This is a genomic window from Comamonas sediminis, from assembly GCF_041107495.1.
Classification (GTDB): Bacteria; Pseudomonadota; Gammaproteobacteria; order Burkholderiales; family Burkholderiaceae_C; genus Comamonas; species Comamonas sediminis.
In genome coordinates, this window is the sequence record NZ_JBGBDC010000003.1 from 51,743 (window position 1) to 71,981 (window position 20,239).

The window sequence follows — 20,239 nt, forward strand, 5'->3', positions numbered from 1 at the left end:
TGGCCGGTGCCGCGAGAGGCCAAGGCGTTGGCGCGCGGCGTGCCAAGCCCTCTATGGTGCAGCAAAGCAGGACACCCCTGCGCTGAAATGTCCTGGGAATAACCCTGGGCCTGGGCCCCGCTCGGCCACGTGCTGCAGGAGACCCCGGCCCCTGCCAACTGGCGCTACCATGTGCAGCACTCCATTCCCCCGACTCTGCGCCGGCCTCGGCGCCGCCCTTGCCATGACTACCACTGCTGCCGCCACCACCGTTCTGGGCGCCTGCCCCCATGACTGCCCCGATACCTGCTCACTGGTCACCACCGTGGTCGATGGCGTGGCGACCAAGGTGAGCGGCAATCCGCTGCATGCGCACACCGGCGGCGTGCTCTGCGCCAAGGTCAGCAAATACACCCAGCGCAGCTACCATGCCGACCGGGTGCTGCAGCCGATGAAGCGGGTCGGCCCCAAGGGCAGCGGCCAGTTCCAGCCGGTGAGCTGGGACGAGGCGCTGGCCGATATCAGCCAGCGGCTGCACCGCATTGCGCAGACCGATCCGCAGGCCATCCTGCCCTACAGCTATGCCGGCACGATGGGCCTGGTGCAGGGCGAGAGCATGGACCGGCGCTTTTTCCACCAGCTGGGCGCGTCACTGCTGGACCGCACCATCTGCGCCAGCGCGGGCTCGGAAGCCTTGCTGCACACCTATGGCGGCAAGCTGGGCATGCGGGTCCAGTTTTTTGCCGAGAGCCAGCTGATCCTCATCTGGGGCAGCAACAGCATTGGCAGCAACCTGCATTTCTGGCGCTATGCGATGGAGGCCAAGCGCAACGGCGCCAAGCTGGTCTGCATCGATCCGCGCAAGAGCGAGACCGCCGACAAATGCCATGAACACCTGCAGCTGCTGCCCGGCACCGATGCGGCGCTGGCGCTGGCCTTGATGCATGAGCTGATCCGCAACGACTGGCTCGACCACGACTACATTGCCCAGCACACCTTGGGCTGGGACGCGTTGAAGGCCCGCGCACTGCAGTGGTCGCCCGAGCGCGCCGCCCAGGTCTGCGGCATCGATGCCGCGCAGATCCGCAGCCTGGCGCGCGATTACGGCACCACCGAGCGGGCGGCGATCCGCCTGAACTACGGCATGCAGCGTGTGCGCGGCGGCGGCAATGCCGTGCGCGCGGTCGCCTGCCTACCCGCACTCACCGGCGCCTGGCGCCACCGCGCTGGCGGCCTGCTGCTGTCCAGTTCGTCATCGGCACCGGCGCGCCGGGGGGCCCTGCAAATGCCGGCGCTGCTGGGCGCGCGCCAGCCCCGCACCGTCAACATGAGCACGATTGGCGATGCGCTGCTCCAGCCCGCCAGCGCCGGGTTCGGCCCGCAGATTGCCGCCCTGGTCTGCTACAACAGCAACCCGGTCGCGGTAGCCCCCGATTCGGCCAAGGTGGTCAAGGGCTTTGCCCGCGAGGACCTGTTCACCGTGGTGCTGGAGCACTTCATGACCGACACGGCCGACTATGCCGACTATGTGCTGCCCGCCACCAGCCAGCTGGAGCACTGGGACATCCACACCAGCTACGGCCACACCGATGTGCTGCTCAACCGCCCGGCCATTGCGCCGCTGGGCCAGGCGCGCAGCAATGCGCAGATCTTCCGCGACCTGGCCGCGCAGATGGCGCGCTACGACAGCGCCTTTGCGGCGCCGCATTTTGCCGACAGCGACGAGGAGCTGTGCCGCCAGGCGGTGGACCCGACGCGCATCCCGTTCGAGCAGCTGCTGGCGCAGGGCTTTGTCGCACAGGACCTGCCCGACGCCCCCTTTGCCAATGGCGGCTTTGCCACGCCCTCGGGCAAGTGCGAGTTCCACAGCGCGGCGCTGGAGGCCATGGGCATCAACCCCTTGCCCGACCACCTGCCCAACCATGAGCTGCCGACGGCCAGCCATCCGCTGGCGATGATCTCGCCACCGGCGCGCAACTTTCTCAACTCCACCTTTGTCAATGTGCGCCAGCTGCGCAGCGCCGAAGAGCGCCCGATGCTGGAGATGCACCCCAGCGATGCGCAAAGCCGCCAGATTGAAGATGGCGATCTGGTGCGCGTCTTCAACGGCCGGGGCGAGCATGTCTGCCATGCCAGCATCAATGGCCGTGCCCGGCCGGGTGTGGTCGTGGGACTGGGCATCTGGTGGCGCAAGGATGGGCCCAATGGCACCAACGTCAACGAGCTGACCCACCAGCAACTGACCGATATCGGACGCGCACCGTCCTTTTACGACTGTGCGGTGCAGGTCGAGCGCATGGCCACCGCCGGCATGGGCCACGGAGGTATCGCCGCATGAGCGCTGTAGAACAAGCCTTTTCGCGCAGCTATGCGCAAGCCCGCCAGCAGTTTCTGGAGTCCGCCGCCGCCGCTGGCCTGGCGCTGCAGTCGCAGCCCCATCCGTTGACCGGGGTCGCAGGCGAAGCGCTGGCCATGGATGTGGCCCGGGATGGCGCGGCCGATGCCGACCAGCTGCTGATCCTCAGCAGCGCCTGCCATGGCATTGAGGGCTACTGCGGCAGCGGCGTGCAGGTCTATGCGCTGCGCGATGCCGAGTGGCTGGACAAGGTGCGCAGCGCCGGTGTTGCCGTGCTTTATGTGCATGCGCTCAACCCCCATGGCTTTTCCTACGGCCGGCGCGTGACCCAGGAGAACGTGGACCTGAACCGCAACTTTGTCGATTTCTCCCAACCGCTGCCGGGCAACCCGGCCTATGACCAGTTGCACGAGGTGATCGTGCCGGCCCAGTGGCCGCCGACGGCCCCGGTGCAGCAGGCGATGCAGGACTTCATCGATGCGCACGGCCTCAAGGCCTGGCAGGCGGCGGTGGCCCAGGGCCAGTACCGTTATCCGCAAGGCGTGTTCTTTGGCGGCCAGGCGCCGACCTGGAGCAACCAGACCCTGCGCCAGGTGCTGCGCCAGCACGGCCAGGCCGCGCGCCAGATCGCCTGGATCGATGTGCACACAGGGCTGGGCCCCAATGGCTATGGCGAGCGCATCTTCACCGGCCCGCCCGGTGATGCGGCCATGCTGGCGCGGGCGCGCCGCTGGTGGGATGGGGCAGGCGCGACGCCGGTCACGTCGCTGGACGATGGCAGCTCCTCATCGCCGCCTTTGACCGGCCTGCTCTGGAACAGCGTGGCGCAAGAATGCCCGCAGGCCACATTTACCGGCATGGCATTGGAGTACGGCGTGCTGCCGGTGCATGCTACCTTGGATGCGCTGCGCGCCGACCACTGGCTGCACCAGCACCCCGAGGCACCGGCCGCCCAGCAGAACGCCATCCACCAGCAGATGCGCGAAGCCTTCTATGACGAGAGCGTGGCCTGGAAAGCGCAGATCATCAGCCAGGCGCGCCAGGCGCTGTTCCAGACGGTGGATGGGCTCCGCAGCGAAGCGCGCTGACGTCTAAGCCCGCGCCCCCTGCAGCGCGACCTGCTGGCAGCCCCAGTGGTGCAGGCATTCGCGCAGCAGAATCAACAGCGCCGCCTGCGCCGGCGTCAGCTGCAGGCCACCGTGGCTGCCGCCCATCATGTGGTGGGCATAGCGGTTGAAGAGCTGCTCGACAGCGTCGGTGGTCTGCAGCGGGGCTTGCGGATCCTGCAGCTGCGCGGCCAGGGCCGCCATGTCCGGCGCGCTGCACAGCAAAGCCAGCTGGGGGCCGGGCGCTGGCCAGCTGCGGGTCAGCGGCATGATCTGGTCTTCCACCAACTCGATCACCTGTTCCACCTGGCCAGCGCCGGCGGACGCGCGGCTCAGGTACTGTGTTGCCAATTGGCCATAGCCCAACGGCAGATCGTGTCGGATAGGCGACGCCTGTTGCGCGGTCAAACGCCACACCTGGCAAGCACCGGGATCGGCCTGCAACACCACCCAGTCCTGGTTCGGGTAGCGGGCCTGCAAAGCAGGCAGATCCAGCAAGGCTGCGGGCTGCAAGCGATCGGAAGAGGGGACAGGCGGGGATGTGGGCATGGGCAGGGAGCAATGCTAACGCGTCTGCTGCGCAGGTGCTGGCGGCATCCCTATAGATATGTTGTTAGTAGGTGTGTCAGACAACGGCTATTGACCTTGCGGACCGGCGCCACACAATAACCGCTATGAATATCCTGCATTCCAAGCTCGAAGAAAAGCTGGCGGGTTTGCCAGTGTCGGTTGCCATCTCCCTGCCGCAGGGCGGATGGATCGGTCCGCCGGACCAGGCGCAGGTACGCATTCGCTGCCACAACGCGGCGGCACTGGCCTCGCTGGCGGCTGGCGATGTCGGGGTAGTGGGTGCGGCCATCGTCGAGGGCCACGTTGATATCGAAGGCACGATGCGCGATGCGATGGCCGCTGCGGTGGCGCTGATGCCCTCGGACCCGGTGGCGGCGCGTTCCACCTGGTGGAGCCGGCTGTTGGCGCGCTCGCGTTCGGCGGCGCTCCATACCTTGACCAAGGATTCCGAGCAGATCCAGTTCCACTACGACGTCTCGGACGATTTCTACGGTCTGTGGCTGGATCCGCGCCGCGTCTACTCTTGCGCCTACTACGCCGAGCCCGACTACAGCCTGGCCCAGGCGCAGGAGGCTAAGCTGGACCTGATCTGCCGCAAGCTGCGGCTGCAGCCAGGCGAGCGCTTTCTGGATGTGGGAGCGGGCTGGGGCGGCCTGCTGCTGTGGGCTGCCGAGCACTATGGCATCGAGGGCACCGGCATCACCTTGTCCAAAAACCAGCATGCCTATGTCAACCAGCTGATTGAACAAAAAGGCCTGCAGGGCCGGGTCAAGATGCTGCTGACCGACTACCGCCAGCTGCGCGTGGACCAGCCTTTTGACAAGCTCGCCTCGGTGGGCATGTTCGAGCATGTGGGCCGCGCCCATATGCACGAGTACTTCACGGTGCTCAAGCGCCTGGTCAAACCCGGTGGCCTGCTGATGAACCACGGCATCACCGCTGGCGGCACCGACAACGAGCAGCTGGGCGCCGGCATGGGCGATTTCATCGAGAAATACATCTTCCCCGGCGGCGAGCTGATCCATGTCAGCGCCGTGCTCGAAGAGATGGCCCACGCGGGCTGGGAGATGGTGGACACCGACAACCTGCGCCCGCATTACGCCAAGACCTTGTGGGCCTGGTCCGATGCCCTGGAGGCGCAGCTGGACGAGGCGCTGGCGATCCTCGCGCAAAAGGGCGACTCCGCGCAGGCCGCCAAGACCCTGCGCGCCTACCGCCTCTACCTGGCCGGCTGCGCCACGGGGTTTGAGCATGGCTGGGTGGCGCTGCACCAGATGCTGGCTGTCATGCCCGATGGGTCGATGACGACAGGCACCATGCCTGGTGCACAATCACAATACCCGTTCACCCGGGACTATATGTATCGATAAGGAGAGCGCCGTGCTATTCAAATTCAAATCACAGGCCACTGCAGACATGATCATGCTGGAGCCTGATGCCCGCAAGGTGCTGCAGATCATCGGCAAGGACGCCTCGCCACGCGGCATCATCACCACGGACCAGATTCCCCAGGCGATTGCCGCATTGCAGGCCGCTGTGGCTGCCGAAGACGAACGCGCCCAGGCTGCCAAGACGCAGGACCTGGACCAGGACCCCGAAGACGCCGACGGCCAGGATGTGAAGGCCAGCGTCGGCCTCAAGCAGCGGGCGGTGCCCTTCATCGAGATGCTGCGCCGCAGTGCGGCCGAGCAGGCCGATGTGGTCTGGGGCGGCTGACCGCCCAGCAAGCGTCTGATCCAACGAAAAAAAGACTGCCAAGGCAGTCTTTTTGCGTTGAACAGGTTCTGAGGTGTCGCGCGATCAGTCGGCGAAGGTGCCGGCCGCCTTGATGATCGGCGTCCACTTCGCGATCTCGGCCTGCACAAAGGCCTTGTGGCCTTCGGGCGTGATGCGCTGGTCGTTGGCCACGACGGCGCTGAGGTTCTCCGACTTCTTGATGAACTCGGGGTCCTTCAAGGCCACCTTCAGCGCGTCGTTGACCTTCTTCAGGATGTCGGGTGGCGTGCCCTTGGGGGCGTACAGGCCGTGCCAGATCGTCACTTCAAAGCCCTTGAGGCCTTCTTCCTGCAGGGTCGGCAGGTCCTTCAGCGATGGCGTGGTCAGGCGCTTGCTGGTGGTCACGGCATAGGCCTTGACCTTCTTGCCTTCGATCTGGCCGGTGGTGTTCGTGGTCTGGTCGCACAGCACATCGACCTGGTTGCCCATCAGGTCGGCAATCGCCGGTGCTGCGCCCTTGTACGGCACGGCGGTCAGCGGGATCTTCAGGGTGCTTTGCAGCAGCAGGCCGCACAGGTGCGAGGCGGAACCAATACCGGCATTGGCCAGGTTGACCTTGTCCTTTTCCTTGTTCAGGTAGGCAGCCAGTTCCTTGTAGTTGTTGGGTGCCAAGGTGGGCTTGCCGATCAGGGTCATCGGCACGTCGTTGATGATGCCCAGGTACTCGAAGTCCTTGGTCACATCGAAGGACAGCTTGCGGTACAGGATAGGGGCCGTGGCCACACCGATGTGGTTGAGCAGCAAGGTATAGCCGTCGGGCTTGGCACGTGCGGCCTTGGCCATGCCGATGGTGCTGCCTGCGCCGTCGGCGTTGTCGATGACCACGGTCACGCCATTGAGGGGCTTGCGCAGTGCCTCGCCCAGATCGCGTGCGACGCGGTCGGTGGGGCCGCCTGCCGTGAAGGGCACGACGATGGTGATGGGCTTGTTGGGGTAGGAGGCGTCGGCATAGGCGCCGGTCGCGGTGGCGGCCGCCAGGGCCAGCGCAGTCCATTGCATCATCTTGTTCATAACGGCTTGTCTCTCTTGAAGGGAAAAAGAGTGCCATCCTACCGAGATCAGGCAGGGATTTTTTCTAAGGTAAACCCTTGTTTTTCCTGAGTGTTTATCGTTTTCGGCCAGGCGCTTTTCCCGGAACTTAAAGCCAAATGGCCGCCGGGGTCAACGATGGTTTGCGATAGATGCTATCAATATTGATAGTTGAAATGTCGTTAGCCGTCGGCGAAATGTCGTGCAGCCAGAGGCAGGTATGGACATTTATTTGCGCTGGCGCAAGCGGCAGGCGCCTTGGGGCGCCACGCCAGACCGCTGCAATATCCGTAGCTTTTCTATGGCTTACACGAAGCTTACGCGGCAAGGGAGCCGCTGGCGATGGCCGCTGCCGCTGCCCGGGTCTCCACGCCCAGCTTCTCAAACACATGCTCCAGGTGCTTGTTCACCGTGCGCGGGCTCATGCCCAGGATCTGTGCAATGTCCCGGTTGGTCTTGCCCTTGGCCAGCCAGCCCAGCACCTCGGTCTCGCGCGGGGTCAGCGACGCATCCTGCAGGCGCTGGGTGCTGGCACGCAGGTTGTCGGTGCCCACGCGCAGCACCAGCATGCGCTCGCCAATGCCCACCTCGCCCACCGGCTGAGCCAGCAGGCTGCTGCCGCCCAGCGGGTGCTGGGCCGTCGTATCCCAGGCCGATTGCAGCCAGGCCGTTGCCGCCGCTGTGCTGGCGCCAAAGGCCTGTTCCAGCCACAGTGCCGCCTGCGGCGAGCGCCAGGCGATGCGGCCCTGGCGGTCCAGCACCACCACGCCCATGCCCGCCACATCCACCGCCGCCTGGGCCATGCGGCCCACATGGGCGTTGTGCATATGGCGGGCCAGCCGCGCCAGCACCTCGGGCAGCTTCAGCGGTTTGACGACATAGTCCACGCCGCCGCAGGCAAAGCCCTCGACGATATGGTCGGTCTCGGACAGCCCGGTCATGAAGATCACCGGCACATGGGCCCAGGCGGGGTCGGCCTTGATCCTGCGGCACAGCGAGAAGCCGGTCTCGCCGGGCATCACGCAGTCCAGCAGCACTGCATCGGGCGTCGCGATCTCCAGGCGTTCCAGCGCCTCGGCCGCATTGCGGGCCACCAGCACCGTGTAGTCCTGCTGGCTCAGTGCTTCGCAGAGGAAGCCGAGGGTCTCGATGGCATCGTCGACCACCAGGACGACGCCGGCATGGGATGTGTGATGAGGCATGGCTAGGTATCGGGCGAGGACGCCGCGAGGCTTTCCAGGATGAACGGGAAATCGAAACGCTGGGCAGCGGCATCGAGCGCCTGCAGCGCATCGCGGCTATCGGGATGGCTGGCCTGGGCCGCCGCCAGCAGCTTGCGCAGGCCGGCGCCATCGCCAAAGCGTGCCAGCCGCGTGATGTCCGATTGCAGCTCGGGCGGCAGCGGGCCAGGCTGCGGGGCGGAGGGCAGTGCCGCCGGGGGAGGGGATACGGCCTTGTCCTCCAGCCACTCCAGCTTCAGCAGCCAGGCCAGGCTGTCCATCAGCTCGGACTCCAGCACCGGCTTGCCGACAAAGGCCTGACAGCCGGCGCGCTCGAGCTGCTCGGGCTGGTTCTCGAACAGGTCGGCCGAGACGATGATGATCGGCAGATGGGCGGCGCTGTACTGCTGGCGCACCAGCGCAGCGGTCTGCCAGCCGCTCAGGTCATCCATGCTCAGGTCCAGCAGGATGGCATCGGGGGGCGCATCGCGGATGATCTCCAGACACTCGTGGCCGCTGGCCGCTTCGAGCACGGTAAAGCCCAGCGGAATCAGCACCCCGGCGATCAGCTGGCGGTGGATGGGCTGGTCATCGACGACCAGCAGCGTTCTGCGCGGGCCCTGGTAGCCGCCGATGAAGGGGCGGGCCTGGGGTTGGCCGGCCAGCGCGCGGGGTGGGGTGTGGACCTCGCTCAGGTACAGGCGCACCGAGAAGGTGCTGCCCTGGCCAGGCGTGCTCTGCAGGCTCAGCTCGCCGCCCATCAGCAAGGTCAGCATGCGGGTGATGGTCAGGCCCAGACCGGTGCCGGTGCTCGCGGCCCGGCGCCCGGCACTGCCCCGTTCAAACGGCATGAAGATGCGCTCATGGTCCTGCGGCGCAATGCCGATGCCGGTGTCGCAAATATCAAAGCGCACCACATCGCTGTGGCAGTTGACCTGCAGGCGCACGCTGCCGCTGTCGGTAAAGCGGATCGCATTGCCCAGCAGGTTGATCAGAATCTGGCGCAGACGCTTGGCATCGGCGCGCACCCACGGTGGCATGCGGCCCTGGGTCTGCAGCGCAAACTGCAGGCCCTTGGCCTCGGCCTGGGGCCGCACCATGCGGTTGACCGCTTCAAGAAACTCGGGGAACTGCAGCGGCGCCGGGTCCAGCCGCAGGCGTCCGGCCTCGATGCGCGCCAGATCCAGCAGCTCGTCGATCAGCGAGTGCATGTGCTCGCCACTGTGCAGCATGGTGGTGATGCTTTCATGCGCGGGGCCGGGCAGGTCACTGCGCCGCAGCAGCAGCTGGGCATAGCCGAGGATGCTGGTCAGCGGCGTGCGCAGCTCATGGGCCATGCCGGCCACATAGCGCGATTTGGCCTGGTTGGCCGCCTCGGCATGCTCCTTGGCGGCCTGCAGCTGGGCATCGGTGCGCTGGTGGGCCTCGATCTCCTGCAGCAGCATCTGCGTCTGGCGCTCCGACTCCTCGCGCGCCATGCGCCGGCTGTCCTTGGCCAGCACCAGCCACCAGGCGTAGAGCGCACACAGCAGCGCCAGCAGCGAGAACGCACGCACAAAGGCCCAGCGCAAATCGGTCTGCCCCGGCGCCAGGCTTTGCTGCATGTAGACGATGAACAAGGCCAGTGCCATGGGGCTGGTCAGCAGCAGCACCGTGCCTGCATATGACGCCAGCCGAAAGTTGATGCTGCGCTGGATACGCTGGGGCAGCAGGCTTTCGTAGAGGCTGCGCCACTGCACCTGGGCCCGCGCGGTGCCGGGCTTGCAGCGGTCATGGCAGCGCGAATCGAGCGAGCAGCACAGCGAGCAGATGGGCGCGCCATAGGCAGGGCAGGCGGCCATGTCGGCACGCTCGAACTGGTTCTGGCACACGGCGCATTGCAGCTCGGGCGCCTCGAACAGCGCGGGCGGGCGGGCGATATACCAGCGCCCGCGCGTGAACCAGGCCAGCAGCGGCGAGACCAGCAGCGCAATCACCAGCGCAATATAGGGCGCAAAGGCGCTGGCCAGCTCACCCAGCAGCCCGCTGTAGGCAATGCCGGCGGCCAGCGCGGCAATGCCCATCGCGCCCAGCCCGACGGGGTTGAGGTCATGCAGGTAGGCGCGCCGGAACTCGGTGCCCGGCGGGCTCAGCCCCAGCGGCTTGTTGATGACCAGATCGGCCACCAGCGCGCCGACCCAGGCGACGGCGATATTGCTGTAGATGCCCAGCACCTTCTCCAGCGCGCTGAACACGCCCAGGGTCATGATCAGCATCGCGATCATCACGTTGAACACCAGCCACACGACGCGGCCAGGGTGGCTGCGGGTGATGCGCGAGAACACATTGGACCAGGCCAGCGAGCCGGCATAGGCATTGGTCACATTGATCTTGATCTGCGCCATGATGACGAAGATGAGGGTGACCCAGAGGGCGATGCCCGGGTCCTGGACCATCTTGCCAAACGCGCTGAGGTAGAGGTGGGTGGGGTCCGAGGCCTCGGCCACCGTGGAGCCAAACTGCAGCGCCACATAGGCCAGGTAGGCGCCGCCCAGCATGCGCGCGGCGCCCATCAGGATCCAGCCCGGCCCGCCCATCAGCACGCAAAACCACCAGCGGCCCCGGTTGGCGGCCGTCTTGCGCGGCATGAAGCGCAGGTAATCGACCTGCTCACCCACCTGCACGATCAGCGCGAAGATCACGGTGCTGGCCGAGCCGAAATACAGCCAGTTGAAATCGGCGCTGCCCGAGGTCAGGCCCGACAGGCCCGGCAGCTCATGCACCAGCTGCGGCTGGGTGAAGGCCAGCCACAGATAGGGCGTCAGCAGCATCAGCGCCCACAGCGGCTGGGTCCAGGCCTGCAGCTTGGAGATGAAGGTCACGCCATACAGCACCATCGGTATCACCACCAGCGCGCACAGCACATAGCAGACCACCAGCGGCCAGCCCAGCGCCATCTGCACGGCCAGCGCCATGATGGCCGCCTCCAGTGCAAAGAAGATGAACGTGAAGGTGGCATAGACCAGCGAGGTGATGGTCGAGCCCAGGTAGCCAAAGCCGGCGCCCCGGGTGAGCAGGTCCATGTCCAGCCCATAGCGCGCCGCGCAGACCGAGATGGGCCAGGCGGTCAGAAAGATCACGATGCCCATCACCGCAATGGCCCAGGCCGCGTTGCTGAAGCCATAGGCCAGGGTGATGGTCGCGCCGATGGCCTCCAGCGCCAGAAAGGACAGCCCGCCCATCGCCGTGTTCAGCAGCTGCCATTCGCTCCAGCGCCGCGCCTTCTGCGGTGTAAAACGCAGTGCGTAGTCCTCCATGGTCTCGTCGGCCACCCAGGCGTTGTATTCGCGGCGGATCGGGAAGATCTTTTGGGAGGGCTTGGTCATCACAGGCAGCGTGCAGGCACCAGGGGCAGGGGACCCCCAGACCAAGCAATATTCAGGCCACACGAAGGAGGGTGCGGCCGGCAAGGCGCCGCCGGCGAGGTGCGGCCGGCGAGGCTTTGCCTGCCGAATGCCGCGCCCGCCCCTGGCGCGCAGCCGGGCACGGGGCGTCTACGCATCGGCTACGTCAAATGACGTATGGGTGTTTCGGGGCCGCACTTTTAGAGTGATCAACAGGTTTCAACCCGTTACCGGTTCAACGCCTGAACCACTTGAGGAGAAAAGCATGTCTCAGGAATTCCAACAGTCGCTCCGCCGCCGCCGTCTCTTGCAAGGCCTGGGGGCCATCAGCATCGCGGGTCTGCCCATGCTGTCCCGCGCCCAAACGCCGCCTACTGCGCAGGTCAACACCAGCAAGCTCGCGGTGACCGACACCGAAGTGGTGGTGGGGCAGCTGCACTCGTCGACCGGCACGATGGCGATCTCCGAGACCGGCTCCATCCAGGCCGAGCAGCTGGCCATCGACCAGATCAACGCGATGGGCGGTGTGCTGGGCCGCAAGATCCGCGTGATCAAGGAGGACGGCGCCTCCGACTGGCCCACCTTTGCCGAAAAGGCCAAGAAACTGCTCATCAGCGACCATGTGGCGACCGTGTTCGGCTGCTGGACCTCGGCCTCGCGCAAGGCCGTGCTGCCCGTCTTCGAAAAGGAAAACGGTCTGCTCTACTACCCCACCTTCTACGAAGGCCTGGAGCAGAGCAAGAACGTCATCTATACCGGCCAGGAAGCGACCCAGCAGATTCTGTACAGCCTCGACTGGGCCAAGAAGGAAAAGAACGCCTCCAAGGTCTTCCTGGTGGGCTCGGACTACATCTGGCCGCGCACCTCGATGAAGATTGCGCGCAAGCACATCGAGACCTTCCAGAAGGGCAAGGTCGTCGGCGAGGAGTACTACCCGCTGAGCAATACTAACTTCAACTCGCTGATCAACAAGATCAAGGTGGCCAAACCCGATCTGATCTTTGCCGCCGTCGTGGGTGGCTCCAACGTGGCCTTCTACAAGCAGCTCAAGGCGGCGGGCATCACCGGTGACAAGCAGTTCCTGGTGACCCTGTCGGTGACCGAGGACGAAATGCTCGGCATTGGCGGCGAGAACTTTGCCGGCTTCTATTCAAGCATGAAGTACTTCCAGACGCTGGACAACCCCAACAACAAGAAGTTTGTCGAGGCCTTCAAGGCCAAGTACGGCCCCAAGTCGGTCATCGGCGATGTGACCCAGGCCGGCTACCTGGGCCCCTGGCTGTGGAAGGCCGCTGTCGAGAAGGCCGGCAGCTTCGATGTGGACAAGGTCGTGGCCGCATCGCCGGGCATCGAGCTGAACACCGCTCCCGAAGGCTACGTGAAGATCGACGCCAACCACCACCTCTGGAGCAAGTCGCGCATCGCGCAGGGCCTGCCGGACGGGACCTTCAAGGTGGTGTCCGAGTCGCCCGAGCTAATCAAGCCTGATCCCTTCCCCAAGGGCTACCAATAAACGTGGCCAACACAGCCCTTGATACGTCGTTGCTCGGCCTTGTCGTACTTTTTGTACTGCCTGCGGCCTCGCGCCTCGTCTCAACCGCAAACCTTCGGTTTGCTGGGCTGTGTTTGCCACTTACAAGCAAGGAGCGGGCCCCGAGGCATTGCCCTTGAGGCCCGCGATGCCGCCGACCACCACCCGACAAGAGAGCGCCATGACTTTTTCTGAAATGATGAATATCGGGCTGATGCAGGGCTTCGCAGGCCTCAGCCTGTTTGCAGTATTGCTGCTGATGGGCCTGGGCCTGGCGATTATTTTTGGCCAGATGGGTGTCATCAATATGGCGCATGGCGAGTTCATGACCATCGGCGCCTACACCGTGTTCATGGCCTCCACCCTGGTGGAAGCCCATGCGCCGGCATGGATGCCGTACTACTTTCCGCTGTCGATCGTGGCGGCCTTTGTGTTCGCGTTTGTGCTGGGCTGGCTGGCCGAGTGGGCATTGATCCGCCACCTGTACAAGCGCCCGCTCGATACCTTGCTGGCCACCTGGGGCCTGAGTCTGGGACTGCAGCAGGTGTTCCGCTCGGTGATCGGCCCCAAAGAGGTGAGCCCTACTTTGCCTGACTGGCTGATGGGCTCCTGGTCGCCCAGCGAGGGGCTGGACATTCCGATCAATGGCCTGTTTGTGCTGGCGCTGGCGCTGCTGGTGACCGCCGGCGTGCTGATTGCGCTGTACCGCAGCCGTTGGGGCCTGCGGGTGCGGGCCACGGTCAGCAACCGGGTGATGGCCAACGCCATCGGCATCAACACCAAGAAGACCGACCGCCTGACCTTTGCGATTGGCTGCGGGGTGGCGGGCATTGCCGGCGCCGCCTTCACCACCATCGGCTCGACGGGGCCTACCTCCGGTTCGCTCTACATCGTGGATTCGTTCCTGGTCGTCACCTTTGGCGGCGCCGCCAGCCTGCTGGGCACCGTGGCATCGGCCTTTGGCATTGCCCAGGTGCAGTCCATCACGGAGTTCTTCCTCAGTGGCTCCATGGCCAAGGTGCTGACCTTGTCCTTCATCGTCGTGGTCTTGATGCTGCGGCCCCAAGGTCTGTTTGCCAGCAAGGTGCGCCGCTAAAGCCGGTGGAAAGGATGACAACCATGAAAGATATGCGTGTGTGGCTGGAGCGCACCGGCCTGGGACATGTGGCGCTGCTGGCCGTGGTGCTGCTGGTGGTGTTCCCGCTGGCGCTCGATTCCTTCCGCCTGAACCTGGTGGGCAAGTACCTCTGCTACGCCTTTGTGGCCGTGGGCCTGGTCATGCTCTGGGGCTGGGGCGGCGTGCTGAGCCTGGGGCAGGGCGTGTTCTTTGGCCTGGGCGGTTATGCGATGGCGATGTTCCTCAAGCTGGAGGCCTCCGACAAGGCCAGCACCAGCATCCAGTCCACACCGGGCATCCCCGACTTCATGGACTGGAACCAGCTCACCGCACTGCCGCTGTGGTGGACGCCGTTTGAGCACCTGCCCTTTGCGCTGTTTGCCGTGGTGGCTGCGCCCGCGCTGCTGGCCTTCATCATCGGTTTTGCCATGTTCCGCCGCCGGGTGGGCGATGTCTACTTTGCGATCATCACCCAGGCCGTGGCGCTGATTCTCACCGTGCTGATCATCGGCCAGCAGGGCTACACCGGCGGCGTCAACGGCATGACCGACCTGCGCACCCTGCTGGGCTGGGACATCCGCACCGACAGCGCCAAGTACATCCTCTACTACGTCTGCTGCGGCCTGCTGCTGCTGTCGGTGGTGGCCTGCCTGTGGATCCAGAAAAGCAAGCTCGGCACCCTGCTGCTGGCGATGCGCGACAAGGAAGACCGGGTGCGCTTCTCCGGCTACGACGTGTCGATGTTCAAGGTCTTCGTGTTCTGCCTGGCCGCTGCAATCTCGGGCATTGGCGGCGCGATGTTTGCACTGCAGGTGGGCTTTATGTCCCCGTCCATCGTCGGCATTGTTCCGTCGATCGAGATGGTGATCTTTGCCGCGGTCGGTGGCCGCATGAGTCTGGTCGGTGCCGTCTACGGCGCGCTGCTGGTCAACTTTGGCAAGACCTATTTCTCCGAGACCTTCCCCGATCTGTGGATGTTCTGCATGGCCGGCCTCTTCATCGTGGTGACCATGTTCTTCCCCAACGGCCTGGCGGGCCTGTATGCGAGCAAGCTCAAGCCCATGCTGGCGCGGCGCGCTGCCAAGCCCGCCAGCCCGACCGGCCCAGTGGCCACCAGCACGGCTACCAAGCCCGTTACCACCACCGCCACCAGCAAGGCGCAGGAGCCGGTCAGCGGCAAGCCTGCGGCCGAAGGCGTCTGAACCAGGAGTGCGCAATGAGCAATACCGACTTTGCACTGGCGGTGGAGGGTTTGACAGTCTCCTTTGACGGCTTCAAGGCCATCGAGGACCTGACCCTCTATGTCGACAAGAACGAGCTGCGCGTGATCATCGGCCCCAACGGCGCCGGCAAGACCACCTTGCTGGACCTGATCTGCGGCAAGACCAAGGCCAGTAGCGGCAGCATCAAGTTCCAGAACCAGGAGCTGACGGGCATGGACGAGTACCTGCGCGTGCGCAAGGGCATCGGCCGCAAGTTCCAGACCCCGTCGATCTACGAGAACCTGTCGGTCTTCAAGAACCTGGAGGTCTCCTACCCAGAGGGGCGCTCGGTGTTTGGCGCGCTGCGCTTCAAGTGCACCGAGGCCGTGCAGCAGCGCGTGCAGGCGGTGGCGCAGGAGATCGGCCTGGACCATGTGCTGGAGATGGAATCGGGCCTGCTGTCGCACGGGCAAAAGCAGTGGCTGGAGATTGGCATGCTGCTGATGCAGGACCCGGAACTGCTGATGCTTGACGAGCCGATTGCCGGCATGAGCGCGCGCGAGCGCGAGCTGACGGCTGATCTGCTCAAGCGCATCTGCGTGGGCCGCTCGGTGATCGTGATCGAGCACGACATGGAGTTTGTGGCCCGCATTGCGCACAAGGTCACCGTCATGCACCAGGGCAAGATTCTGGCTGAAGGCTCGATGGAGGCCGTGCAGTCCGATCCCAAAGTCATCGATGTCTACCTGGGCCACTGAGGAGCCGCACATGCTGAAAGTCAACGATATCCACGTGGCCTACGGACAGAGCGAGGCGCTGCACGGCATCTCGTTCGAAGGCCGGCCCAATGAGACCCTGGCCATCATGGGCCGCAACGGCATGGGCAAGACCACGTTGTTCAAGGCCCTGATGGGCGTGCTGCCGCTCAAGAGCGGGGCGGTGCAGGTGGCGGGGCAGGACGTGTCGCGCGACGAGAGCTATCTGCGCGTGGCCAAGGGCATTGCTTATGTGCCCCAGGGCCGCATGATCTTCCCGACCCTGAGCGTCGAGGAGAACATCGAGACCGGTCTGGAGAACGCCCGCGACCGCAAGATTCCCGACGAGATCTATGCGCTGTTCCCGGTGCTGTGGGATATGCGCCGCCGCAAGGGCGGCAACCTCTCGGGCGGGCAGCAGCAGCAGCTGGCCATTGCCCGCGCGCTGGTCACCAACCCCAAGGTGCTGCTGCTCGATGAGCCCACCGAAGGCATCCAGCCGTCCATCATCAAGGACATCGCCAAGGCGCTCAACGAGATCCGCAAGATGCGCGAAATCACCATCGTGGTCTCCGAGCAGGTGCTGCATTTTGCGATGGATGTGGCCGACCGGCTCTTTGTCATCGAGGGCGGGCGCATCGTGCATGAGACCGACCGCGCCAACACCAACGAGGCCCACATCAAGTCCTATCTGTCGGTTTAGGTCCTTGCGCGCCGGGCGGCTTGCGCTGCCGGCCCGCATTTTTCTGTTTCATTGACTGCATCACAGGAGCTGTACATGCCCGAAACCCTGATCAAGGTTGATCTGTCCCAACCGGCCCCCTCCAACGAGAAGGTGCACAACCGCTGGCACCCCGATATTCCGATGGCCTGCTGGGTCAACCCCGGCGATGATTTTGTGCTGGAGACCTACGACTGGACGGGGGGCTTCATCCAGAACAACGACAGCGCCGACGATGTGCGCGATGTGGACCTGACCACGGTGCACTACCTGTCGGGCCCGGTGGGCGTCAAAGGCGCCGAGCCCGGTGACCTGCTGGTCGTGGACCTGCTCGACATTGGCGCCAAAGACGAGAGCCAGTGGGGCTTCAACGGCTTTTTCTCGCAGAAGAACGGCGGCGGGTTCCTGACCGACCACTTTCCGTCCGCGCAAAAATCGATCTGGGATTTCCAGGGCATGTTCACCACATCGCGCCACATCCCCGGCGTGCGCTATGCCGGCCTGATCCACCCGGGGCTGATCGGCACCTTGCCCGATCCCAAGATGCTCGAGACCTGGAATGCGCGCGAGCAGGCACTGATCGACACCAACCCCGACGGCAACCTGGCCAACCCGCCGTTCATGGCCACGGCGCACATGGGCCAGCTCAAGGGCGAGGCTCGCGACAAGGCCGCTGCCAGCGGCGCGCGCACCGTGCCCCCGCGCGAGCATGGCGGCAACTGCGATATCAAGGACCTCTCGCGCGGCTCCAAGATCTTCTTCCCGGTCTATGTCGATGGCGCGGGCCTGTCGGTGGGCGATCTGCACTTCAGCCAGGGCGATGGCGAAATCACCTTCTGCGGCGCGATCGAGATGGCCGGCTGGGTGCACATGAAGGTGTCCATCATCAAGGGCGGCATGGCCAAGTACGGCATCAAGAACCCCATCTTCAAGCCCAGCCCCATCGTGCCGACCTACAACGACTATGTGATCTTTGAAGGCATCAGCGTTGACGAATCGGGCAAGCAGTACTACCTGGATGTGAACGTGGCCTACAAGCAGGCCTGCCTGAACGCCATCGAGTACCTGAAGAAGTTTGGCTACTCGGGCGCCCAGGCCTATTCCATCCTCGGCACTGCCCCGGTGCAGGGCCATATCAGCGGCGTGGTGGACGTGCCCAACGCCTGCGCCACCCTGTGGCTGCCCACGCAGATCTTTGACTTCGACATCAACCCGAGCGCGGCAGGGCCGGTCAAGTACCTCGACGGCAGCATCGATATGCCGATCTCGTACGACAAGTAAGACGAGCAAGACGCGCGTATGCGGGCCGCTGTGCCGGCCCGCTTTTATCTTTTTGTGCAGGAGACCTTGATGCCCACCTATGACTACGCCTGCCAGCACTGCGGCAAATTCGACGCGCTGCGCCGCCTGTCCGACCGCAACCTGGCCTGCGCCTGCCCCCGCTGCGGCGCGGCCTCCGAGCGCGTCATCACCCAGGCCCCGCGCCTGGCCTGCACCTCCCCCCAGCAGCGCCGCGCCGCCGAGGTCAACGAACGCGCCCGCCATGCGCCGCGCATGTCGCGGGATAACGACCCTGCGGCGGGCAACTATGGGCGGCTGCGGCATCCCAGTGGCTGTGGGTGTTGCAGCGGGGGTGCCAAAAGCAGCAGCGCTGCGGCTTCAGCGCAGCCAGCGCTGAAAAGCCAGGTGGGGAACAGGCCTTGGATGATTAGCCATTGAGGTCGTCGACACGCGGTCCTTCGCAAAAATAAGCTTGGGCTACTGCTGCAGGCTTGTGCGGTTTGCGACGCGACGCCGTCAATGATTAACCCAATCGTTCTGTACGTGGTACACATAACGCCGTTTGCTTGACCTATATGCTCCGGACGACTGGCGTTATTGTCGGTTCCCGTGTCATGCGAATGGTCCCTCCGGATGAAAGTTGGGGTTACACATGAGGGGCCAAACAGTAGAAAGGAGCTGAGGAAAGCTACCAATCATGGTGGCACCTTACGCCCCAGATCAGCCATTGGTGAGTGGAGCGGAGAGCTGACGCTGGGATGACGGATGAGCGCTGCGAAAGCCGGCAGGCCGTAGTCTGAGTCTTTTCAGTCAGCCGAACAAGCCCTTTAGATCTGCGGCAAAGGCGACAACGCCGGACTTGAAGGTGAACGCGCCAACTATCCAAGCCCGCCAGCTATGCCGTATCGTCCAGAACATCGCTGAAGGCTTCCGCCGCCAGTTCAACTCGTCGCGCATATGCCGCGCGTGCTCAATGCCCTTTCGCTGGAGTAGATGTTCAAGATACTTCGCCGGAGTCGCGTCCTTGCTGTCGCTTGCCTTCATTTCCGCTCCGCTGACTGCTCCAATTCCAGCGTTGAGCCTCACTTAATTCTGAGGGAACTTCACTGCGACCGGATTGCGCTTTTGTTGGCAAGACGGAGCGGCGCTTACAGGTGCCCCCGTCCCATTGCGGTTTCGATCACTTAATGTGCCACCTGATGCGATGAATGCGCATGTGAATCGCCAAAGAAGAGGCTACTAGATCACGCGAGGATTTGTAGGTATGGGTTCTTGTCAACGATGGCTGCCCGCGACTTTTTCTTCAAGAACGAAAGGAGATCGTCCCGTCGCTGCAACAGCATCACGATCTCCTGCAACGAACAGAGGACCATCGTCTTCTGGGCCAGGGCAGTCGCACATTCCTTAACCACAGGTTCGGTGAAGCCTTCGGACGAGATGAATATGCCCTGTGCATTTGCTCGGAGGAAGAGGCGACCTAGATGCGGAAAGAACTCTCCTGTGCCAACCGGCGCCTTGAGCCACTTCATCTCGACCAGGTAGATGGCACCATCGACTTCAATGACGCCGTCGATCTGTTCTAGAACAACCGATGTGTCAGGGTCCTTTCGCCGGAAGTCCTCACGGACCAAGATTCCATAGACTTGAAACAGGTCATTCAGGACGCCCTCAAGAAGCTTTCCGCGCTCCTGCGGTCTGTCGCCCATGCCGAACAATGCAGAGAGCCGCGTTTCCACCTGCTCAATCTTGGCGAGCTTCTCCGCCGCTGCTGCCTGCTCTGCGCGCTGGCGGGCGAGGGTTGCTTCACGCTCGGCATCCCGCTCCTGTTTCATGCGCGTGAACGAGTCCTTTGCGTTGACGGCTTCACGCACGCTGGCGACCAAACCTTTGGCCTTCAACTGATCTTCCGGCCAACAGGTGTCGAAGTTCTCGAACTCCACAACGCGCTTGATTATCTCGCGCCGAGGACGCAGCCCGCTATCGCCACGAACGTTGACGTTCGTGAGCACTTTGCGGACGATCTCAAACTTGTTGATCGATTGGGGATTCGTCGCCAAGGTACGTTCGACCTCTGATAGGTCCTGATCTGCTACACCAGCGCCGCGTAGAAATAGCACAACGCCTTTCTTCGCCCGGCTAAGTCGAGGAACGGTCTCAACTAACAGCTCAAGTAGTTCCGGTGGATAGTGGAATGCGTCAGCCATGTAGTTGTA

17 protein-coding genes are annotated in these 20,239 nt (G+C 64.2%); 11 read left to right on the forward strand and 6 right to left on the reverse strand.

Annotation, left to right across the window (positions count from 1 at the left end; genetic code table 11):
• Nucleotides 1–223: 223 nt before the first annotated feature.
• On the forward strand, nt 224–2,317 hold the full coding sequence (locus AB7A72_RS07895) for a molybdopterin-containing oxidoreductase family protein (RefSeq protein ID WP_369459562.1): 2,094 nt from the start codon (nt 224–226) through the stop codon (nt 2,315–2,317).
• Complete coding sequence (locus AB7A72_RS07900; RefSeq protein WP_369459563.1) at nt 2,314–3,423, forward strand: M14 family metallopeptidase; 1,110 nt, start codon at nt 2,314–2,316, stop codon at nt 3,421–3,423. Before AB7A72_RS07895 ends, AB7A72_RS07900 begins: the two co-directional genes overlap by 4 nt.
• A gap of 3 nt (nt 3,424–3,426) precedes the next feature.
• Here the strand turns inward: AB7A72_RS07900 and AB7A72_RS07905 are convergent, their stop codons facing one another.
• Nucleotides 3,427–3,990 carry a hypothetical protein gene (locus AB7A72_RS07905; protein ID WP_369459564.1) on the reverse strand — a complete coding sequence of 188 codons (564 nt, stop codon included), beginning with the start codon at nt 3,988–3,990 and terminating at the stop codon, nt 3,427–3,429.
• Nucleotides 3,991–4,115: 125 nt separating this feature from the next.
• Here AB7A72_RS07905 and AB7A72_RS07910 point away from each other — a divergent pair, with 125 nt between their 5' ends.
• Both AB7A72_RS07910 and AB7A72_RS07915 read left to right on the forward strand, forming a co-directional pair.
• Nucleotides 4,116–5,381 (forward strand): class I SAM-dependent methyltransferase, encoded by a 1,266-nt coding sequence (locus AB7A72_RS07910; RefSeq protein WP_369459565.1) that lies wholly within the window; start codon nt 4,116–4,118, stop codon nt 5,379–5,381.
• Nucleotides 5,382–5,391: 10 nt separating this feature from the next.
• The gene (locus AB7A72_RS07915) at nt 5,392–5,727 is read left to right on the forward strand and encodes a DUF1840 domain-containing protein (protein WP_116926167.1); all 336 of its coding nucleotides are present in this window, start codon (nt 5,392–5,394) and stop codon (nt 5,725–5,727) included.
• A gap of 84 nt (nt 5,728–5,811) precedes the next feature.
• Here the strand turns inward: AB7A72_RS07915 and AB7A72_RS07920 are convergent, their stop codons facing one another.
• The 3 genes from AB7A72_RS07920 to AB7A72_RS07930 form a co-directional block, all read right to left on the reverse strand.
• Nucleotides 5,812–6,798, reverse strand: a complete 987-nt coding sequence (locus tag AB7A72_RS07920; RefSeq protein WP_239809713.1) for a tripartite tricarboxylate transporter substrate-binding protein — start codon at nt 6,796–6,798, stop codon at nt 5,812–5,814.
• Between the two features lie 335 nt (nt 6,799–7,133).
• Entirely contained in the window at nt 7,134–8,018 is an 885-nt protein-coding gene (locus AB7A72_RS07925) for a response regulator (protein ID WP_369459566.1), read from the reverse strand.
• A gap of 2 nt (nt 8,019–8,020) precedes the next feature.
• Nucleotides 8,021–11,401 (reverse strand): hybrid sensor histidine kinase/response regulator, encoded by a 3,381-nt coding sequence (locus tag AB7A72_RS07930; protein WP_369459567.1) that lies wholly within the window; start codon nt 11,399–11,401, stop codon nt 8,021–8,023.
• Nucleotides 11,402–11,684: 283 nt separating this feature from the next.
• On the opposite strand from AB7A72_RS07930, the gene urtA reads away from it, so the two are divergent.
• The 7 genes from urtA to AB7A72_RS07965 all read left to right on the forward strand — a co-directional run bounded on the left by urtA (nt 11,685) and on the right by AB7A72_RS07965 (nt 18,464).
• The gene (urtA, locus tag AB7A72_RS07935) at nt 11,685–12,932 is read left to right on the forward strand and encodes an urea ABC transporter substrate-binding protein (protein WP_239809710.1); all 1,248 of its coding nucleotides are present in this window, start codon (nt 11,685–11,687) and stop codon (nt 12,930–12,932) included.
• Nucleotides 12,933–13,131: 199 nt separating this feature from the next.
• A complete protein-coding gene (gene urtB, locus AB7A72_RS07940) occupies nt 13,132–14,046 on the forward strand; it encodes an urea ABC transporter permease subunit UrtB (protein ID WP_239809709.1) in 915 nt (304 codons plus the stop codon).
• 23 nt (nt 14,047–14,069) lie between these two features.
• On the forward strand, nt 14,070–15,269 hold the full coding sequence (gene urtC / locus AB7A72_RS07945; RefSeq protein ID WP_239809708.1) for an urea ABC transporter permease subunit UrtC: 1,200 nt from the start codon (nt 14,070–14,072) through the stop codon (nt 15,267–15,269).
• Nucleotides 15,270–15,283: 14 nt separating this feature from the next.
• Nucleotides 15,284–16,027 (forward strand): urea ABC transporter ATP-binding protein UrtD, encoded by a 744-nt coding sequence (gene urtD, locus AB7A72_RS07950; RefSeq protein WP_239809707.1) that lies wholly within the window; start codon nt 15,284–15,286, stop codon nt 16,025–16,027.
• Between the two features lie 10 nt (nt 16,028–16,037).
• Nucleotides 16,038–16,727, forward strand: coding sequence for an urea ABC transporter ATP-binding subunit UrtE (urtE, locus tag AB7A72_RS07955; protein WP_133855172.1), 690 nt, complete (start codon nt 16,038–16,040; stop codon nt 16,725–16,727).
• A gap of 75 nt (nt 16,728–16,802) precedes the next feature.
• The gene (fmdA, locus tag AB7A72_RS07960) at nt 16,803–18,026 is read left to right on the forward strand and encodes a formamidase (protein WP_133855171.1); all 1,224 of its coding nucleotides are present in this window, start codon (nt 16,803–16,805) and stop codon (nt 18,024–18,026) included.
• A gap of 69 nt (nt 18,027–18,095) precedes the next feature.
• Nucleotides 18,096–18,464, forward strand: a complete 369-nt coding sequence (locus AB7A72_RS07965; protein WP_369459568.1) for a zinc ribbon domain-containing protein — start codon at nt 18,096–18,098, stop codon at nt 18,462–18,464.
• A gap of 372 nt (nt 18,465–18,836) precedes the next feature.
• Here the strand turns inward: AB7A72_RS07965 and AB7A72_RS07970 are convergent, their stop codons facing one another.
• Both AB7A72_RS07970 and AB7A72_RS07975 read right to left on the reverse strand, forming a co-directional pair.
• A complete protein-coding gene (locus tag AB7A72_RS07970) occupies nt 18,837–19,070 on the reverse strand; it encodes a hypothetical protein (protein ID WP_369459569.1) in 234 nt (77 codons plus the stop codon).
• Between the two features lie 200 nt (nt 19,071–19,270).
• Entirely contained in the window at nt 19,271–20,230 is a 960-nt protein-coding gene (locus tag AB7A72_RS07975) for a restriction endonuclease (protein WP_369459570.1), read from the reverse strand.
• Nucleotides 20,231–20,239 lie beyond the last annotated feature (9 nt).